At 56.8% G+C, this 17,740-nt stretch carries 14 protein-coding genes, 1 tRNA gene and 2 pseudogenes; all 17 read right to left on the reverse strand.

All coding sequences use genetic code 11. The features are described from left to right. Nucleotides 1-75: 75 nt before the first annotated feature. Nucleotides 76-825: pseudogene (locus RY831_RS26525) on the reverse strand (IS5 family transposase); the annotation flags it as partial. Between the two features lie 693 nt (nt 826-1,518). Further along, a tRNA-Sec gene (locus RY831_RS26530) sits at nt 1,519-1,614 on the reverse strand. 54 nt (nt 1,615-1,668) lie between these two features. Next, the gene (gene selB, locus RY831_RS26535; protein ID WP_151639053.1) at nt 1,669-3,567 is read right to left on the reverse strand and encodes a selenocysteine-specific translation elongation factor; all 1,899 of its coding nucleotides are present in this window, start codon (nt 3,565-3,567) and stop codon (nt 1,669-1,671) included. Next, nucleotides 3,564-4,970: an L-seryl-tRNA(Sec) selenium transferase gene (selA, locus tag RY831_RS26540; RefSeq protein ID WP_326509388.1), complete on the reverse strand. Its 1,407-nt coding sequence runs from the start codon at nt 4,968-4,970 to the stop codon at nt 3,564-3,566. Before selA ends, selB begins: the two co-directional genes overlap by 4 nt. A 24-nt stretch (nt 4,971-4,994) precedes the next feature. Next, nucleotides 4,995-5,519, reverse strand: a complete 525-nt coding sequence (locus RY831_RS26545; protein WP_326509389.1) for a UGSC family (seleno)protein — start codon at nt 5,517-5,519, stop codon at nt 4,995-4,997. After that, nucleotides 5,516-6,943 (reverse strand): thioredoxin family protein, encoded by a 1,428-nt coding sequence (locus RY831_RS26550; protein ID WP_326509390.1) that lies wholly within the window; start codon nt 6,941-6,943, stop codon nt 5,516-5,518. Before RY831_RS26550 ends, RY831_RS26545 begins: the two co-directional genes overlap by 4 nt. Before the next feature lie 168 nt (nt 6,944-7,111). Continuing rightward, nucleotides 7,112-8,356 carry a branched-chain amino acid ABC transporter substrate-binding protein gene (locus RY831_RS26555; protein WP_151639048.1) on the reverse strand — a complete coding sequence of 415 codons (1,245 nt, stop codon included), beginning with the start codon at nt 8,354-8,356 and terminating at the stop codon, nt 7,112-7,114. 101 nt (nt 8,357-8,457) lie between these two features. Next, a complete protein-coding gene (locus RY831_RS26560; RefSeq protein WP_151639047.1) occupies nt 8,458-10,158 on the reverse strand; it encodes an AMP-binding protein in 1,701 nt (566 codons plus the stop codon). Between the two features lie 156 nt (nt 10,159-10,314). After that, on the reverse strand, nt 10,315-11,313 hold the full coding sequence (locus RY831_RS26565; RefSeq protein WP_151639046.1) for a LysR family transcriptional regulator: 999 nt from the start codon (nt 11,311-11,313) through the stop codon (nt 10,315-10,317). 24 nt (nt 11,314-11,337) lie between these two features. After that, nucleotides 11,338-11,727, reverse strand: a pseudogene (locus RY831_RS26570) (integrase core domain-containing protein); the annotation flags it as partial. Between the two features lie 138 nt (nt 11,728-11,865). Beyond that, on the reverse strand, nt 11,866-12,504 hold the full coding sequence (locus RY831_RS26575) for a cupin domain-containing protein (RefSeq protein ID WP_326509391.1): 639 nt from the start codon (nt 12,502-12,504) through the stop codon (nt 11,866-11,868). Nucleotides 12,505-12,564: 60 nt separating this feature from the next. Continuing rightward, nucleotides 12,565-13,257, reverse strand: coding sequence for a DUF1989 domain-containing protein (locus RY831_RS26580; RefSeq protein WP_151639044.1), 693 nt, complete (start codon nt 13,255-13,257; stop codon nt 12,565-12,567). Nucleotides 13,258-13,289: 32 nt separating this feature from the next. Then, a complete protein-coding gene (locus RY831_RS26585) occupies nt 13,290-14,489 on the reverse strand; it encodes a M20 family metallo-hydrolase (protein WP_326509392.1) in 1,200 nt (399 codons plus the stop codon). An 80-nt stretch (nt 14,490-14,569) separates the two neighbouring features. Beyond that, nucleotides 14,570-15,406 carry an amino acid ABC transporter ATP-binding protein gene (locus tag RY831_RS26590; protein ID WP_318841063.1) on the reverse strand — a complete coding sequence of 279 codons (837 nt, stop codon included), beginning with the start codon at nt 15,404-15,406 and terminating at the stop codon, nt 14,570-14,572. Then, nucleotides 15,403-16,065 carry an amino acid ABC transporter permease gene (locus RY831_RS26595; RefSeq protein ID WP_326509393.1) on the reverse strand — a complete coding sequence of 221 codons (663 nt, stop codon included), beginning with the start codon at nt 16,063-16,065 and terminating at the stop codon, nt 15,403-15,405. Before RY831_RS26595 ends, RY831_RS26590 begins: the two co-directional genes overlap by 4 nt. 10 nt (nt 16,066-16,075) lie before the next feature. Beyond that, on the reverse strand, nt 16,076-16,756 hold the full coding sequence (locus RY831_RS26600) for an amino acid ABC transporter permease (protein WP_326509394.1): 681 nt from the start codon (nt 16,754-16,756) through the stop codon (nt 16,076-16,078). Between the two features lie 7 nt (nt 16,757-16,763). Further along, nucleotides 16,764-17,579, reverse strand: coding sequence for a transporter substrate-binding domain-containing protein (locus tag RY831_RS26605; RefSeq protein WP_326509395.1), 816 nt, complete (start codon nt 17,577-17,579; stop codon nt 16,764-16,766). Nucleotides 17,580-17,740 lie beyond the last annotated feature (161 nt).

Here is a 17,740-nt window from a genome sequence, read left to right on the forward strand (position 1 = left end):
ACCTTGCCCCGATTTCACGTACAGCAGGAAATTTGGTAATTTTCTGTTTGCATGGAGGAATCGATGGAAGAGAAGTTAGTACCGAGACGGCAGTACACGGAAGGATTCAAGATCGAGGCGGCACGCCTGGCCCAATCGGCCGTTGAGAAGCAGGCTGCCCATAGCGACATAGATCATTTCAGAAGAGACGTCGATACGGCCCTCGTAGTCACGTACCAGGCGCCGCCATTACACCATCCAGCCAAAGGAACGCTCGACAACCGAGCGACGAGGCAGCGGAGCAAATGTGTGCTGATTCTCAAGCTTGCGAACGACCTCGACAACGAATCCAAGCATCGTTGCCTCGTCGAGCAATCGTCGTCGGTCATACGCGGCATCAGCAAACAGGTGCTTCACCCATGGCCATCGCTTCTTCTATGCCACCAGCACCCATTCTGCCCCGGTCGCATCAGCCATATCAGCCGACGTCAGGTTCACCATCAACCGCCGTCCATCACTATCGACTGCGACATGTCGCTTGCGGCCCTTGATCTTCTTGTTCGCATCATAGCCGCTTGCCCTACCGCCCGGTGCCTTGACCGTCTGGCTGTCGATGACCGCTGCACTGGGATGCTCCTGCCTATTCTGATTCTGCCGGTCCAGCATCAACGCCACATCATGAATGACCTTGAACAGCAACCGCTTCACAAAACGCCGAAACCACCAGTACACCGTTTGCCATGGCGGAAAATGCACTGGCAACATACGCCATTCACATCCGGAGCGCGCCAGGTAACGGATAGCATTGAGCACTTCGCGCAGGTCTGTGATGCGGCGACGTCCGGTTCTCGATGAGACCGGCAAAGCTGTGTGTCATGAAGTCCGCGAGAAGAAGGGTGACCCGCTTGGTGTGGCGGGAATCTGGGAGTACAAGCAGGAAGGTGAGAACGGCCTACCGCCTCTGTCCGTTTCCATGTTGACGAGCAACGTGGACGGCCACTCCATCATGCGACGCATGCACATACCGACGGCTGAGAAACAAAGTGAGTCTACGTGGTCTGTACTAATTGGATAGCGCATTCGAGCCCGTTGTGAGCACTTTCCGAACTAGGTTGAGCCACCGCCCCCCTGCGGTGCCACTATGCCGGCCCGGTAATGGATCGTGTCAGCTTACTTGATCAAGAGCGGATCGACGAGCGTCGGAATTTTTGCAGATACATCCCTTCCCGCAAATTGCCCAAGTGGCGCTGTTCGTAAGAACCTTTGAACCGAGGTCACCCGCGTTGAGATAGCGGTCCGCGAGGAAGATCAATACCAAGTCGACTTTTTCGCCTAATACCGCCTGCAATTGCCTTCAGTCATTTTACGTAATTGATGTTCCATACCGCTTTGGTGCGGCCTCAAAATACGTTAGCTTTTCGAAAAGTTAACATTATCGCTCTAACGTTTGACCGCCTTATCCCGCTTTTTTACCAAATGACCGACTAGTACGCGAAAAAATCCTACACAAATTTAGCACTCATCTTTATAGGCCTTATATGGCGGAAGGGAGTGGGAGTCGAACCCACCAGACACGCCGTGCGCATCTCGCCGAATTTGAAGTCCGGGCGCTCCACCGGGATACGATTCCCTTCCGTTTTGTCACATTGCCAGCACTATTATTACATCTCCGCTTGCTTTGCTGCTGCGCTAATCAAGCATCTTTCTCGATCCACCAGAAAAGTGCGTAATGCGCGCGTGGTCCATAAACTCGAGCACCTCAATGGTCAGATTTCGACCGATGCTGGACCGGTCTCGAAATGAAGCCGCATCGAAACGTCCTGTCGGCGATTCCACAGCGAGTTGTGCTGCGATACCTGCAAGCTTGTCCAAAGTCTCCGGCAAAAAGTACCGATTTTTCGCCACGCGAACCAGATGTCCCATGCGACTTACTCTCTCCAAAAATTCGACCAAAGTCGCCTGATTCATGTCGAGCTCCCGTGCAAGCTCGCCCACAATCGGCGGCCGCAATCCGGCACGGCTTAGCAGCAAGCTGATCTGTTCAAGTAGCAGGGCGTCCAGTGCAGACAGGACGGGCTGATGCTCCTTTAGACGCAGGCTCACACCCTGCCGGACTACCAACCCATCGTCGCATAGGGCCTTGCAGGCAGCCCGCCATGCCGTTGGCATCCGTTGAAACTGCATCTGCGCCGCTAGGGCAGCATCAGTAGGCCCAACCGATGTAGGCTCGCTCTGATGCCATTCGCGCAGCACCTTTGTCAGCTGGCCACGCATTGCGGTCCACCGTTGTGCAGCAATCCCCACAAGCACGTCACGATCATGAAAACATATCATTGCATGGCGTTCACGCAAAACTGTCTGTTCGTCGGGGGTCAGGTTCCATGCCTGTGCGAACGGCTGCAGTGAAACGCCATCTGGGCAGATTGCGAGCAAGGCATCGAGCGCCTCGGAAGCCGTCGCGCGTTCCATCGCGCTTAACTGGGCTATTCTTTCCGGCTTCGCACGACCACGATGGATGCCGAACGGGTCAACGACCCGGCCGCCGCCTATGGTCCGCCGTGCGGACTGGTCGCGTAATATAAAGCGGTCGCCATGCATTGCCGATATGCTGCGGTCCAGAACCAGCTGGGCAAAACTTGATTGGCCTGGCTCAACTGAATTCGCTCCCAGAATGGCGACTCTGGCGTTGACCACCGCTGCGCCAATGTGCACATGCACCGGCGTCCAGTGCTCGATAGACGATGGACAGGATGCATGAACGACTAGACGAACATCAAGGCGCTCGGTCGGCGCATGGGCGGCCGCCGCAACGAGCCAGTCTCCGCGCTCGACTGAAATTCGCTTGAGACTGCTGCCTGCAAGATTGAGCGCACAGCGCCGGCCGGCTGAGGCAACGTCTGTCGGACGGTTGTGCTGGTGAATACTTCGGACACGCAGTGTTTCGCCTTGCGGCGAGACGACAACCTCTTCGTCCACGCGTAACCTGCCTGAAGTGACGGCACCTGTGACCACCAGGCCCGCGCCTGACAACGTAAAACTGCGGTCAATCGCCATCCGAAAGTTTCCTGCCATTGCTACCCGAGGGATACTTGCCGCTGCGTCAGCAAGATGATTCCGCAGAGCCTGCACTCCTTTGCCCGTCGTTGCGACCACTGGAAAGACCCTTGCATCTTGCATTGGCGTAGTCGATAGCAGAGTTGCGATTTGCACTGCAACCTCATTGACTCTTTCCGGCGCTACACGATCAGTCTTTGTCAGTGCAACCGCACCACGCTGTACGCCCAGGAGTTGCAAAATCGCCAGATGCTCAACAGTTTGCGGCATAGGCCCATCGTCGGCGGCAATGATCAGAAGCGCAAAGTCGATCGCCGCCACTCCCGCAAGCATGTTACGCACGAATCGTTCATGTCCGGGGACATCGACGAATGCGAGTGGTTCTTCGCATCCGAAATCGGCATACGCATAGCCTGGCTCGATCGTCATACCGCGCTGCTTTTCTTCCTTAAGACGGTCGGTATCAATGCCGGTCAGCGCTTTAACCAGCGTTGTCTTGCCATGATCGACGTGGCCCGCAGTCGCAATGATCATATTGCAGGAGCACCGGCAAAGAGTGCAATGAAATCCTGCTCCGCTTCAAGGCAGCGCAAGTCCAGGAGAAAGGCACCATTGGATATGCGACCGATAACTGGCGTCGGCAGTGAACGGAAGGTGCTGGCGATCTCTTCCAGAATCCTGCCTGAACGCCGCTTTACGCTCGCCGGTGTGATGCGCAAGCCGAAGCTGGGTAATAGATTAGTAGGCAGGGAGCCGCTACCTATCTGGCTATCGAGCGGTACCACGTCCACATTGCCTTGGGCACTGGCCCATCCGGCCACGGCGGGCCGTACCCGACGGGCCAATGCCTCGATCTCGTCCACCGGCCTTGCCAACAGGCGCAGCGTCGGAAGCCGCTGGATCAGCCGGTCCGGGTCGGCGTACAGGCGAAGCACCGCCTCAAGCGCGGCAATCGTCATCTTGTCGCAGCGCATGGCGCGCTTCATGGGATTTTTCTTGATGCGCGCGATCAGTTCCTTGCGACCGACGATGATTCCGGCCTGCGGTCCTCCAAGCAGTTTGTCGCCGCTAAATGTAACCAGGTGAGCGCCTTTCTCCAGGGTTTCGGCTGGCGTCGGCTCGTGCGGCAGGCCGAATCGTGTCATATCGACGAGTGTCCCGCTACCGAGGTCTACTGCAAACGGAAGACCTTTGGCGCCGGCCACATCGGCAATCAGGGTCTCGTCCACCGAGGCAGTAAAACCTTCTATCCGGTAATTGCTGGTATGCGCCTTCATGAGCAAGCCGGTCCGGTTGCTTACTGCATCCGCGTAGTCCCGCAGATGCGTGCGGTTGGTGGTGCCTACCTCATGCAGTTTGCATCCCGCACGGGTCATGATGTTCGGTAAACGGAAAGCACCGCCGATTTCGACCAGTTCACCACGGGATACGATGACCTCTTTGCGCAGCGCCAGCGTATTGAGCAATATCAGCACCGCCGCCGCATTGTTGTTGACCACCGTTGCGGCTTCGGCACCGGTCAGGCGGCATAGCCAGGCTTCGATGTGGTCGTCGCGGTCACCGCGTTCTCCGGTACCGAGATCATATTCAAGGTTGGATGCGCCGGATGCCGCCTCTACCATCGCAGCAATCGCCTCGGGCGGAAGTGGAGCGCGTCCCAGATTGGTATGCAGGACCGTCCCGGTCAGGTTGTACACCTTGCGCAAAGACGGCGACACGAATGTTGCTATTCTCTGCGCTACGGCTTCCGCCATTACCGCATTGCTGATGCCACCAGCCATGGCGGCATGAACACGGCATGCCTCCAGTTCCGCACGGATTGCCATCAGGACCACTGTTCGACCATGTGCTGCTATCAGTGCCTCGATTGCTGGCCATCGAAGTACCCGGTCTACTGACGGTAGATGGAACTGGACGGCAGAGTTGGCAACGCTCATGCCAAGCCCCCTCTCCGGTCCGCCTTACTTCCCTGCGATGCCTCGCAAAATGTGCTCGAATGCTTCGTCGGCAAGCGCACGCAATTCGTCATCGGTCCTGTCCTGGATAGGATGGCGTACGAAGACCATTGCCGGGTCGAACCCAAGCACTTTTGACTGCAACGCAGCTGCTTGTTGAAACTCCGTGGACGCAATCGCTACTCCAGGAATACCTCGGCCTTCGAGGTCTGCAATGTCATGCATACAGCACGACGTGCAAGACCCTCAGTCTGCCAGGCCTTCGATCAGTACATTGCATTCAGCGGCAATCTGCTGCTTGAGCGCAGTTGGGGCCACCCGTGTGAACGTCGGCTTGCGATACCGTTTGACCGCAATGCCTTGTGCGGCAAGCCGTTCGTCGAGGCGGTCCAGGAATACATTGCCGCGCGCCTTGGAAATGTCCAGTATGCCGACGGTAAGCCCTTCCAGACTTGCAGGTCGGGCAAGCAGCGGTCGCACCGCCGATGCCCGTTCCGATGTGGGATCGAGCAGGATAGTAGGTTCTTTCATGAAAGAATCTCCTTTGTAACAGGTGTGGAGCCGACAGGGCCGGATGCGGCCCAGCCAGCAATGACGGCAGAAAACAAACCAGCGGTCCCTCCGGCGCGAACGATAAGCAGCCCGCCCGGTCGGAATTTGGACACCATACTACCCGCCATGGCGGCCGGCAGGCCTTCCGCAATGCCGCCCGCACCAACGATCATGTCATCGGCCGGCACGGTCAGCAATCGGTCCAATTCTTCACGCAGCCGGATTTTCGACCAGCCGGCATCGGTAAAGACGCGGCAATGTTCCGGTGACACCACCAGTACGGCGTCGCCAGCCATAGCAAGTTTCGGGTGATCTACAGAGCGCAGGCAAAGGGCAAAGCTGCGCGCGAGCGATTCGGGAGTACGTGATTTCTGGTCGACGATCCCTTGCACGCCTTCGCCGGCAAACAAGGTGACGGTTGACGACTCTGCGGGAAAACCGCGTTCCACAGACAATGATTGCCATGCAGGATCTTCAGCTTCGGCGAAACAGAAGGTATATTTTCCAGGTGTGCCAAGGGTTGCGCGATCCAGCTCGCCTGGGCGTCCGCCGCCGATATTGCGAATGACAAGTTGAAGTGCGCGACCGATGGTTGCATTGGCGCGATTTCCCTGACCTAGTGCATTGACGCCCGAATTCATGCCGACGGCTTTCGCAGCAGGCCCGTTCACGATGATCATCGGTCCTGCAAACATTGTTGTGCAAAGCACGCCATGCATGCCAAATTCATCGACAAGGGCTGCTTCCACCGCGGCCAGTACGATGGGCAGATATTCAGGTTTGCAGCCCGCCATCACAGCATTGATCGCCACTTTTTCAACAGTGCATTCGGCCAGGTCGGGAGGCACGATGCCAATGACTTCATTTGGCTGGCGCGTCGTGCCTGCCAGCATCCGCAGAACACGTTCACGGGTCGGTGGGACCACCGGCAGTCCGTCCGTCCAGCCTCGTTCGTAACATGTCTCGATAAGATCTTCCGATGCGGCGATCTCCATTGGGCGCGAGGTGAAGCCGGGACTGCCATAGCGAATCACCAGCGACTCCGCGATGCCAGGTTCCAGTGTCTTGGAACCACAACCAGGGCGGAGTACCGGCAAGGTTTCTCCCAATGAGGCATTGCCACTCAAGCGCCGCCAGTCGTCACGATGCCAGCCGTAAGTACGCTCGACCTCTACGCCGTTTTCAACACGGATCAATGTCGGCACCACTTCGACATTCAACCGAAATGAGTGCTCGAGCGTCTCGTCATAGATGACGTTGGACATGTCGCGCGCATAGTCGTCCGTGTCCTGTACATAGACTGTCAGCGGGACCCCCGAATCCGCGAGCGCCGGCAATAATGGCTCTACCAATGCGCAAGTAGGACATTCGCGCTTGGCAATGACAATCAACCCGTCTGGCATGGTAGTCATCGTTCAATTTGTGTTGTGTCAGCGTTGTAGCACCTGGAAAGCCGTACATCTACATTCGGCAAATCATATAAAGATACTATCCCAGATGACGCAAGCTTGTTTTATTGCCAGCAGGATCTGTTCTTCATCCAGGACAACCCGTATGTGTGCCGGAGGACTTTATCGCGACGGGCGTTTCATCTGGCAAGAAGTCGGCTGAGTCGCGACGTAGGCATCGATCCGCTTTTCGGTCTTCCATCCATAACCGGTATTTTCCTGATCGTATTTCACCTCCTTGCCATCTGTCTTGACCCAAGTATTGATGTAGATCGGTTGCTGCAACTGATGATCTGCCTTGCGCATCTCGACCTCGCCGCTCAGGGTTTTGAATTTCATGCCCTCCATCGCAAAAGCAACCTTCACCGGATCAGTCGACCCGCTTTCCTTGATCGCTTTGGCCAACATGCCGATCGCACTGTGACTAGACATGAGCCAGTAGTCTTCATTGTATTTCTTCTTCATGGCGTCGACGACAGGTTGTCCCGCCGGATCGGAGTTCGCATTCCAGTAACTCACGTTCTTGACGCGGTCCTCCCCTGCACTGCCCATAGCCACAGGCACGCCGCTCGTGTAGGCCGTATAGGTGTAAAAAGTCGACTTCAGATTGGCGTCTTTGGCTGCGCGAATCAATAGCGCAAGATCGGCCCCCCAGTTACCGGTAATAATGGCGTCTGCTTCCGACGCCTTGATCTTTGCCACATAAGGAGAAAAGTCCTTTACGGTAGCGATAGGATGCAAGTCGTCGCCGACGATCTGGATGTCCGGGCGCTTGCGCTTGATGTAATCCTTTGCCGCACGGCTTACCTGGTGTCCAAGCGCATAATTCTGACCGATGACATAGACCTTCTTGATATTCGGATTGGCTGCAATATAGGTTGTAAGCGCCTCCATGCGCATATCCGAATTCGGTTCGAATCGGAAGTGCCAGAAGCTGCACTTGCTATTGGTCATATCGGGATCGAGCGCAGCGTAATCGAGATAGACAATCTCCTTTCCGGGATTGCGCTCGTTATGTTTATTCACCGCGTCCAGCAAGGCAAGCCCGACGCCGGACCCCGCACCCTGCGCAATGTACCGGATACCCTGGTCCACGATCGTTTTGAACTGGCTGAGCGACTCCTGCGGACTTCCCTTGTTGTCGAACCCAACGACCTCGATGGTATGTCCCGGCCCGGCCCATTTTTGCTCGGTTGCCATACCAGCGATGAGTTGCAAGCTATGCAAGGCATTGAGGCCAGGCGGCGCAAAGGCACCTGACAACGGATCGATGAAGGCAATCTTTACATTGTCAGCATAGACTGCCGGCGTGGCGCATGCAGCAGCCGTCACACAGGAAAGTGAAATTCTGCGTAAGGAAATAGTCATGTCATCGTCTCCGGTTTGGTTGGGTTGTTGTATTTATCGTGCCGGGCCTATTGACGGCAAATGGCAGATCACCAGCATGCGCCGCCCGACCGAAGCACTATTCAGCCGTCATTTGTCTGTACCTTGCGCTTAGCTTCATCGTGCAAGTCCTTGCGTGACAGCTTGCCAACGGCCGTCTTTGGCAATTCGGAACGCAGTTCGAGTGCCTGAATCATTTCATGCTTGCCGAGATACGGCTTTAAGAAAGTCTTCAACTCGTCTAGTGAAATTGCATCGGCACCTTCTTTCAGTCGTACATAGGCTTTGGGGCTTTGCCCGCGATACTCATCATGCACGCCGATCACGATGACCTCGGCGACCGACGGATGTTTATAGATAGCTTCTTCGATATTGCGTGGATAGACATTGAAGCCGCTGACAAGCATCATGTCCTTGATACGATCGACGATCCACAAGAAGCCCTCGTTATCCATATATCCGACATCGCCGGTACGCAAGAATCCGTCGGATGTCATTGCAGATTCGCTTGCCTCGGGATTCTTCCAATACCCCTTCATCACGTTCGGACCACGAATACATATCTCACCCTGCTTGCCATAGTCGACCTGAACTGCTGGATCGTCGACGCTGACGAACTTGATGGTCACGCCGCACATCGGAACACCGCAGGAACCAATTTTGTGCGGCCGCTGCGGCGGCGTGTTAGTCCCTACGCCGCACACCTCCGTCATGCCCCAGCCTTCCCGCAACGTACAACCTGTCAGTTGCTGAAACCGTTCGTGTACTTCAACCGGGAGCGGCGCCCCTCCGGAGTTGCTAAGTTTCAGACTTGAGAAGTCGGCATGCTCGACACCCGGGAGGCCGTTGACAGCGGTAAACATCGTTGGAACGCCGAAAAAAACGCTGACTCTTTTTTCGGTCAGATCGGTTACGGCTGCACGCACGTCGAATCTTGCATGGATAACCAGTTTCGCGGCGAGGTGTATGCCAAGCAAAAGATTGAACGTCAATGCATAGATGTGGAACAAAGGCAGGACCACAAGAAAGGTTTCCTTGCCAAATGCCAGACCGGTCCCTCCACTCGCCAGATTCAGCCTGGCCTGCATGCAGGCTGCGGTCAGCGTGGAATGCGTGAGCATTGCCCCTTTCGGCATGCCCGTCGTACCGCCGGTGTATTGAAGAACCGCGATTTCCTGCAGGTCACATACGGCCACCGATTCATAATCTCCGTCATTGGCAAGCAGTTCCGCATACCGGACATGCCGGTCAGTCCATTGTATCTGGCAGGGCGCCTCATGCAATGCTGCATCGCCGCCCGCGGATGACCACGCGGACATCTCGGCCATATTTCCGATAACGAGGTATTGCAGTCGCGTTACCTCCAGCAGCTTGTCCATTACCGGATAAAGTGCAGGGGTATCAAGCGTGATGATGACGTCGGTTTCACTGTCTTCCACCTTATGTGCCAGAACCTTTTCCGCATCAAGCGGCGAGTAATTCACCACGACCGCGCCGATGCGCAAGATAGCAAAGAAGCTGATGACGTAATGTGGAGTATTGAGAAGGAAGAGTCCGACTTTGGTACCCGGCCGGATACCAAGAAGCTGCAGCCCCTTGGCTGCTTGCGCAACATACTGCTGCAGCTCAGCGTAAGTAAGCTGCTTTCCATTGAATTCGATTGCAATGTGCTGGGGAGCCTGCCGTACCGCATCGTCCAGCACTTGGCACACCGGCTGGGTATCGACAACAGCGTCCCATCGCAAGCCTGGCGGATATGCCTTTGACCAAGGTAAATCCTGCATAGTTACTTTGTCCCCTTGTTTTACCTTCAGACGGCGCGACCAACTTTAATTGCACCAAGGCAAGACCGCAGTTTCAGCTCCGCTTGGGGAACAAGCTTAGAACGTTGTGAGGCTTGAATCCAATGATTTTCCTATATGAAGTGATATGAATACAATTCATAAGGTCTTAGACGCTACACCCAAGGGTAGTTTCGCCGAAAGAGCTACTTGAGGAATGCCGGCTTCTTTACTTGATGAAGGAAGTCCGGAAACAGATGTTGATATAACTGCAAGGATTTGGTCCCGCAGCCATCGTGCGGCGGCATCTTTGTCACTACGCGCATGCCAGTAAAGAAACAACTCCAGCCGTAAAGACGGAAACGGTGCTGCCAACATCTGATTGCCCAAAGCATCGTTCGTCAATTCCGCAAAGCAGCGCGGCATCGTCATCAGCATGTGCGTGCGGCTAACAATGTGGGCGGCGGCGGAATAATGCTGGCAGCGGAGACGCACTTGTCTTGTTAACCCGGCTCGCCGCAAGCTAATGTCTTCGATACTTAGGCCCCGGCGACGCGACGAAACCTGGATATGCTTTTGCCCTAGATAAGTATCGAGGTCGACGCTGCCACGGATGTCGGGATGGTCCTTGCAGGCAAGAATCACAAGAGGTTCGGAAAGCACTGCTGCATGGCCAATCTCCGGACTGGTAGGGATCAGTACATCGATTGCCATGTCCAGTGAGCCTTCGAGCAATGCCGCCTCGACTCGACGACGGTCACTGTAGATCGATTCAATCTCTATGCCTGGCGCCACTGGACCGATGCGTTCCATCAGTTTGGGCAGCAGGACCGCATCGAAGGGATCGCCCATGGCAATCGTAAAACGGCGTTGGGTCGTCGACAGGTCGAAGTGTACGGTTTTCTGCAAAGTGCATTCCATGCTTTGCAACGCGTTACGAACATCCACGATCAGCATGCGTGCGAGCGGTGTCGGCGTCATGCCGCGGCTGCTGCGCTCGAATAGAGGATCCTCGAACAAGGTGCGCAAACGTGAAAGTGCATGGCTTACCGCCGACTGCGTAATATTCAGCTTGCGTCCGGCAGCGGTAATGCTGCCAAGCGCAAAGATCGCCTCAAACACAATGAAGAGGTTAAGATCCACGCGCGATAGATTCATGCTGGGCCACCTCCGATGTAATAGTCACTGAGGAGATTGTAAGCTACGCGTCAGAAAACGGACTCGAAGCTCATCATCTGCCGGGGTCTGGTAGTTCAATGTACTGTGCGGCCGGGGCTCATTGCAATCCCGCCGCCATGCGGCTATCCGAATGCGTGCCTCCGCCAAGCTGGTAAGCCAGTGATCGTTGAGGCATTCATCCCTGTACCGGCCGCTGAAGCTTGCAATGCAGGCGTTCTGCGTTGGTTTGCCTGGCTCGGTTAGTTTGAGCTGCACACCATTCTGATATGCCCATTGGTCCAGCATCTTGCCAGTAAACTCTGGACCCTGAGCGGTGCGAATGGCGCCCGGCAGACCGCGAAACTTCGCCGCGCGCTGCAGAATTCTCACAACATACTGCCCTGATACTCCATGTCATCGCTTTTCTGCCTTTTCCACCAAGTTCAATAAACCACCGGTAGTTTCATACGAGCCCCGATTCCCATCTACTTACTGCTTGTTGCCGACCGGATTTCGTCCATGGCGTTCTTTAACTGGCCAACGACGATCGCATCAGAAGGTCGGCGGTGAGTTGATCCATAATACCCTTGTGGTGACGCTGCCTGGATTGCTGTAGCTGTGCGGCTGCTCGCTGGCAAAGTAGAACGAGTCGCCTGCCTGTAGCAGATAATTAGTATCGTCCACCGTCAGGGTCAACGCCCCTTCCAACACATAACCCATTTCCTCACCCTGGTGCTGAATGCGTTCGTCAGCACTCGCACCCGGTGGCAAAACATGGATATCGCCCTGCAGCAATTGTCCCCGCTGCGGCGGCACCAAGCGCTCAAGCCGTATGCCCTTGCTTCCTAGCGCCTCCTCGCCGAACTCGACCACAGGGCGCTCGCCGGCACGCACGACGGGACTGTGCCTCATCTCTTCCACGCTGGTCAGCTCCGCGATGTTGGTCTGGAAGGCCTGGGCGATACGGTGCAGTAGCGGCAGTGACGGCGATGCCAGACCGCGCTCTATCTTCGACAGCATCCCTTCCGTACAGTCGGTAGCCTGGCCAAGCGACTTGAGCGTGTATCCGCGCAAGATGCGGGCATGCCGTATGCGCGCGCCCAAGGCAAGCGCCAGCCTGGTTGGCGCGGAAGGGTTTTCGGTCGCAGGAGCATCCCCTTGCGGGGCAATCGAGGTACGTGGATGAGCCATATCTGTCGGTGAGATGGCCGGCGCGCCTTGCGGCGGCGGCCCGGTTTATTCGAATGTCGTTCAGTGTACCGAGAAATGCACCGGCAATGGTTTGTTGCTGTTGATTGCCACGATATCCTGAGGACAGGCTGACAGGACGACAATGCAGTCCATCTCTGCGTCGAATTCGACATAGTCGCCCGGCTTGCTTACGGTTGGAAGCCATTGAATCTTGCCCTCGCCGTCGAAAGGAATGTTCATCCAGAGGTTGAGCGACCCCGGAACCTCGCGCGTGCGCAAGCCGATCGCCTTCAACGCCAGACGCAGGTTGTCGGCGCAGCTGTCATGATATCCCTCGACGCCGAGCGTACGGTAGCGATAAATGTCGCAGGGCGCGATCAGCGTATCATGCACACCGACCGAAGTGTCGGTCTTGAACGTCAGTATCGGACGGCGGTGGTTGCTTACCATCTGGTCTCCCGGGCGGGGATTGACCCGGTCAATCCAGGCATGCAGATGTTCCATCGACATGAACTCGCTCATCTGCCCCGCATTGAAGGCCCACATGTCCGCTACCTGCGTCCCATAGGTGTTGATGATCTTGATAGTTTGTCCACGTTTGAGGCGCACCGCACGTCCATGCCGGGCGGGCACTTCGTAGACACGTCCAAGTTCCGGCGTGCCATCGGCGGAGATTGGCGACTTCAGTGAATCGTTCGTGCCGGCGGGTTCGCTGTTGTCTACCATGGTGAGTGTGGCTTCAGTTGTCATCATTGCGGCTCCTTGATTAAGGTCGGTTAAGTTGTTCATTGATTGGCGAGAGTTACCAATGCCGCCGCAAGCGCGCGGGTACCGAGGACAAGATCGGCTTCATCGGTGTCTTCCATCGGGTTGTGGCTGATGCCATTCCTGCTAGGTACGAACAGCATCGCGGCCGGGGCGACTTCAGCGACGTACATCGCGTCGTGAAATGCTCCCGAGCCCAGACTGCAGTAAGGCGCTCCAGTCGCTGCCACAGCGTTTTCGACGATACTGAGGACGTCGGCGTCGAATTGCGTCGGAGCACGCTGCATCAGGGTTCGGATTTCTGCAGCGCATCGCGTCTGTTTCCGGATAACGCGTTTGATCAGTTCTTCCATGTCGGCGAGAAACGCATCGGAAGGATGACGCAGGTCGATGCTGAAACCGACATGGCTTGCGATCGTGTTGATGGATGAGCCTGGAACGTCGAACCTTCCAACAGTGAGGCGAAGATTGCCGTCGTCGCGAGCTGCGGCCGCTTCATTAATCCTGACGACCAATTCCGCAGCGGCAAGCACGGCGTCATGTCGCAGCTGCATCGGCGTCGTACCGGCATGAGCACTGACGCCCCGCACTTCGACTTCATACCAGCGCACGCCTTGAATCGAAGTGACCACGCCAAGCCGGCACTGTCCGCTTTCGAGTACCGGGCCTTGCTCGATGTGGGCCTCGATATAGGCATGCACCGGGTGGCCAAGCGGGCTCCGCTTCGCCGATGGAAGTATCCGTTCAATGGCAGCATTGCAGGCCGTCTCAAATGTCTCGCCCTTCGAATCGCGCGTCTGGAGAAACCCCGCCAGCCGGCCAGGCTCGGCGAAAGCCGATGAACCCATCGCGCCAGGCTTGAAACGCGTTCCTTCTTCGTTGGTCCATGCGACGACCTCGATCGGCCTACGGGTATGGATGCCGGCATCGTCGAGCGCCATGAGTGCTTCGATGCCGGCAATGACGCCGAATGCACCATCGAGCCATCCTCCCATCGGCTGAGTATCCATGTGGCTTCCCGTCATCACGGGTGCCAGTCCTGGAACAGTGCCTGCCCGCCTGACGATGAGGTTTGCCGCATCGTCGACCATCCATTCATAACTGGCCGCCGGCAGTAGCCGGCACAACCAGGAACGTGCCGCCAAGTCGATTTCAGTGAGCGCTTCCCGGCAAACGCCGCCATCCGCAGCGACACCGAAGCCGGCCAGCTCTCGCTGCATGCGGATCAAGCGCTCCTGGTTCACTGCATCGAACGCGTGTAGGGAGTCCGGAGATAATTCGTTTCGTTTGGTTGACGACTTCATTTGCACCCCGGCTCGGCCACGGAATCGAATGCGGCAAGGTCGTTATTGGCGTTTCGCGACAACCAGGTACGCAGGAACGCACGCAAGCGCTCGGATACCGGATCGGAAAACAACTGCTGCGGGGGGCCGCATTCGACCACGCGGCCGCCTTCCATGAAGGCCACGCGGTCAGACACCTTCGCTGCGAAGCCCATTTCATGGGTGACCATGACCATGGTCATGTGCTCCCTAGCGAGCGACTGGATCACTTCGAGCACTTCGTCCACCAGTTCCGGGTCGAGCGCCGATGTTGGCTCATCCATCAGCATCACTTGAGGCTCAACGGCCAGCGCACGCGCAATTCCAACGCGCTGCTGCTGGCCGCCGGAGAGCTGTGAGGGGTAGCTGTTGGCCTTGGCGGCGAGGCCGACGCGGTCGAGTACACGCATGGCCCGCTCGCGTGCCGTGTCTGGGCGCATGCCTTTGACAAGCGTCAGCGGTGCGGTGACGTTATCGATAACACGCATGTGCGGCCACAAATTGAATTGCTGGAATACCATCGCTGCAGCCGCGCGTACTTCGGAAATTGCACGTTCGCTTGCCCGTCGCCGACTGCCGTTCGGCATCGTTTCATAACCGAGCAGCGCACCGCCGATGTAGACCTCGCCCTCATCATACTCTTCGAGAAAGTTCATGCAGCGCAGTGCAGTGGTCTTTCCGGAACCCGACGGTCCGATAAGAGTAACGACTTCTCCGCGCTGGATGTCGAGGTTGAAGTCCTTGAGTACGCGGTTGCAGCCGTAGGACTTGCCCACACCGCGCAGGCTCAACATAGGAAGGGAAACGTTGGTCATGGGGTGTCCTTTCGAAAAACGGGAGCTGAGATCCTCTCCAAGGCATGTCCTGCGAAACCGAACGAGAGTGCCAGCACCCAATAAATCAATCCCAGCAGCAGATAGGGCTCGGCATAGGAGAACGTGTCTGCGACGATGGTACCGGCGGTTTTCGTCAGTTCGGGAACAGTGATGATCGATGCTACCGACGATTCCTTGAGAATGAGGATGGCCTGATTTGTCAGCATGGGAATGGCCAGCCGGCATACTTGCGGAACTTCGATGCGCCGCAGGATGTGCAGGCGGCTCATGCCAAAGACCTTCCCTGCTTCGATTTGTCCGCGTGGAATCGACTGCCAGGCGGCGCGGAAAATCTCCGCGAAATAGGCTGCGCCGTACAAGGTCAGCCCGATTACGGTGGCCTGCACGGCATCGAGGGTCACCCCGAGCTGCGGCAAGCCGAAATAAAGGACAAACAGCTGCGCGAGGAACGGCGTTCCTCGAATCAGCCAGACGTAAGAACGATAGATGGGCGCGACGCGCGGCCAAAGCATCTGCATCACGTTCAGTGCAAAGCCGGACAGTGCGCCAAGCTGTATCGCCAAGACCGATATCCAGACCGTAGTCCATGCGGCGGAGAGAAACGCTGGCAGGATATCGATAATCAGTTGAAGATCCATTGCCCAATCCTTATGCGCTGCGGCGTTGAATAACAGCCGCAGCAGCGGTCACGATGCAGGTAAGCGCGAGGTAGGCGAACGCTATGCAGATATAGACCTCCAGCGGCCGGTAGGTCAGCGCTGACAGTTGCTTGCCGACCCGCATCAGGTCAGCAATGGCAAGTACCGAAATTACGGCCGATCCCTTGATGATGTCGATGGCTTCAGAAGTCAGCGACGGCAGGATCAGGCGCAAGACCTGCGGCAGCTGGATATGCCACAAGGTCTGGCGCCAGGTCAGCCCGAATACTGATGCCGCCTCGATCTGTGCCGCGGGGATGGCATTAAAGCCGGCGCGCAGAATCTCGCTCTGGAATGCGGCCGAATTCAATGCAAGCACGGCTGCGGCCGAAAGCCAGGGATTCAAATCGACTCCGAATGCGGCCGGCAGATAGAACAGCATCAGCAGCTGCACTAGCAAAGGCGTGCCGCGAAAGAAGCTTACGTAGATGCGGACCGCTCCTGCACCGATGCGCGGCCATCGATTGCGAAGCCCGTACAGGGTGACAGCGGCAACGAAACCCATTGCGATCGCGGCAGCCGACAACAGGGCAGTGATCGCGAGGCCTTTGCCGATCGCCGGCGCGTACATGGCCAGACGTTCGGCAAGCGACATCGATGCATTGCTCAAGGGAGTAATGGAGCTGTCCATGCCTGAATCAAAGCTCCGGAGCCGGCAGGCGATCAGCAGGCAAGGCGGTCGTGAAGCCGAACCATTTCTGCTGCAGTTCGGTTATCTTGCCGCTCTTATTGGCCTTGGCGATGCCGTCGTTGAAGAACTTGACGAGAGAGGCGCTATCGGCATCCTTCCGTCCAGCCCAGGCGTAGTAGGTCTTTGGCCCGATGGCCGGCTGCACGACGGCATAGGCATCGGGGCGGCTCTTGACGAGAGGACCGAGGTTGGAGAGCGACTGTCCGACCGCATCGACACGGCCGGCCGTCAGATCGGCATAGGCTTCGTCGAACGAAACGTATTCGCGGATTTCCTTGATGCCCGGCTTGCCTTCGGCTCGCAGCTTCTTGTCGTATTCTCGGACGACCTTCAGCTGGGCCGAGCCGGCTTGCGAGCCGACGATCTTGCCGCTGATCTGCTCAGGCGACATGAAGCTGCCGTCCTTGGACCGACGCAGCAAGGCCACGGTCGCTTCACCGATCGGCAGAGTCAATGCGAACTTGGCGTCGCGCTCCTTGGTGACTGTCACCGAAGTGATCACGAAGTCAAATTTGCGCGCGGCCAGTCCCGGAAGAATTGCCTGGAAAGGTACGTCTTGTTGACTGACACGCACGCCAGGCATGTCGGCCATGATGACGTTCAGCAGATCCGCGCTGTAGCCAACGATCTTGCCGTCCTTGACGAACTCGAAGGGTGCGAATTGCGCTTCCGTCCCCACGACCATCTCACGCTTTTGCCTGACAGTGTCCAGCAAGTCGACGGCCGATGCTCCGGCCGGTACCAGCGCAGCGGCGGCGCTCATAATTATTCCTAAGGCTAGAGTGTGCTTGACGTATTTCATATTGATCTCTTCAAGAGTTGGTCAGTAAAACCGTTTTCACAAAATTCAAGTAACTTGAATAGAGCAATCGGCATGCCAGCCTTTCTAAGGGGTAAAACTAGTGAAAAGAAGTAGCTGAGACG

The organism is Noviherbaspirillum album (genome assembly GCF_035916955.1).
GTDB classification, from domain to species: domain Bacteria; phylum Pseudomonadota; class Gammaproteobacteria; order Burkholderiales; family Burkholderiaceae_D; genus Noviherbaspirillum; species Noviherbaspirillum album.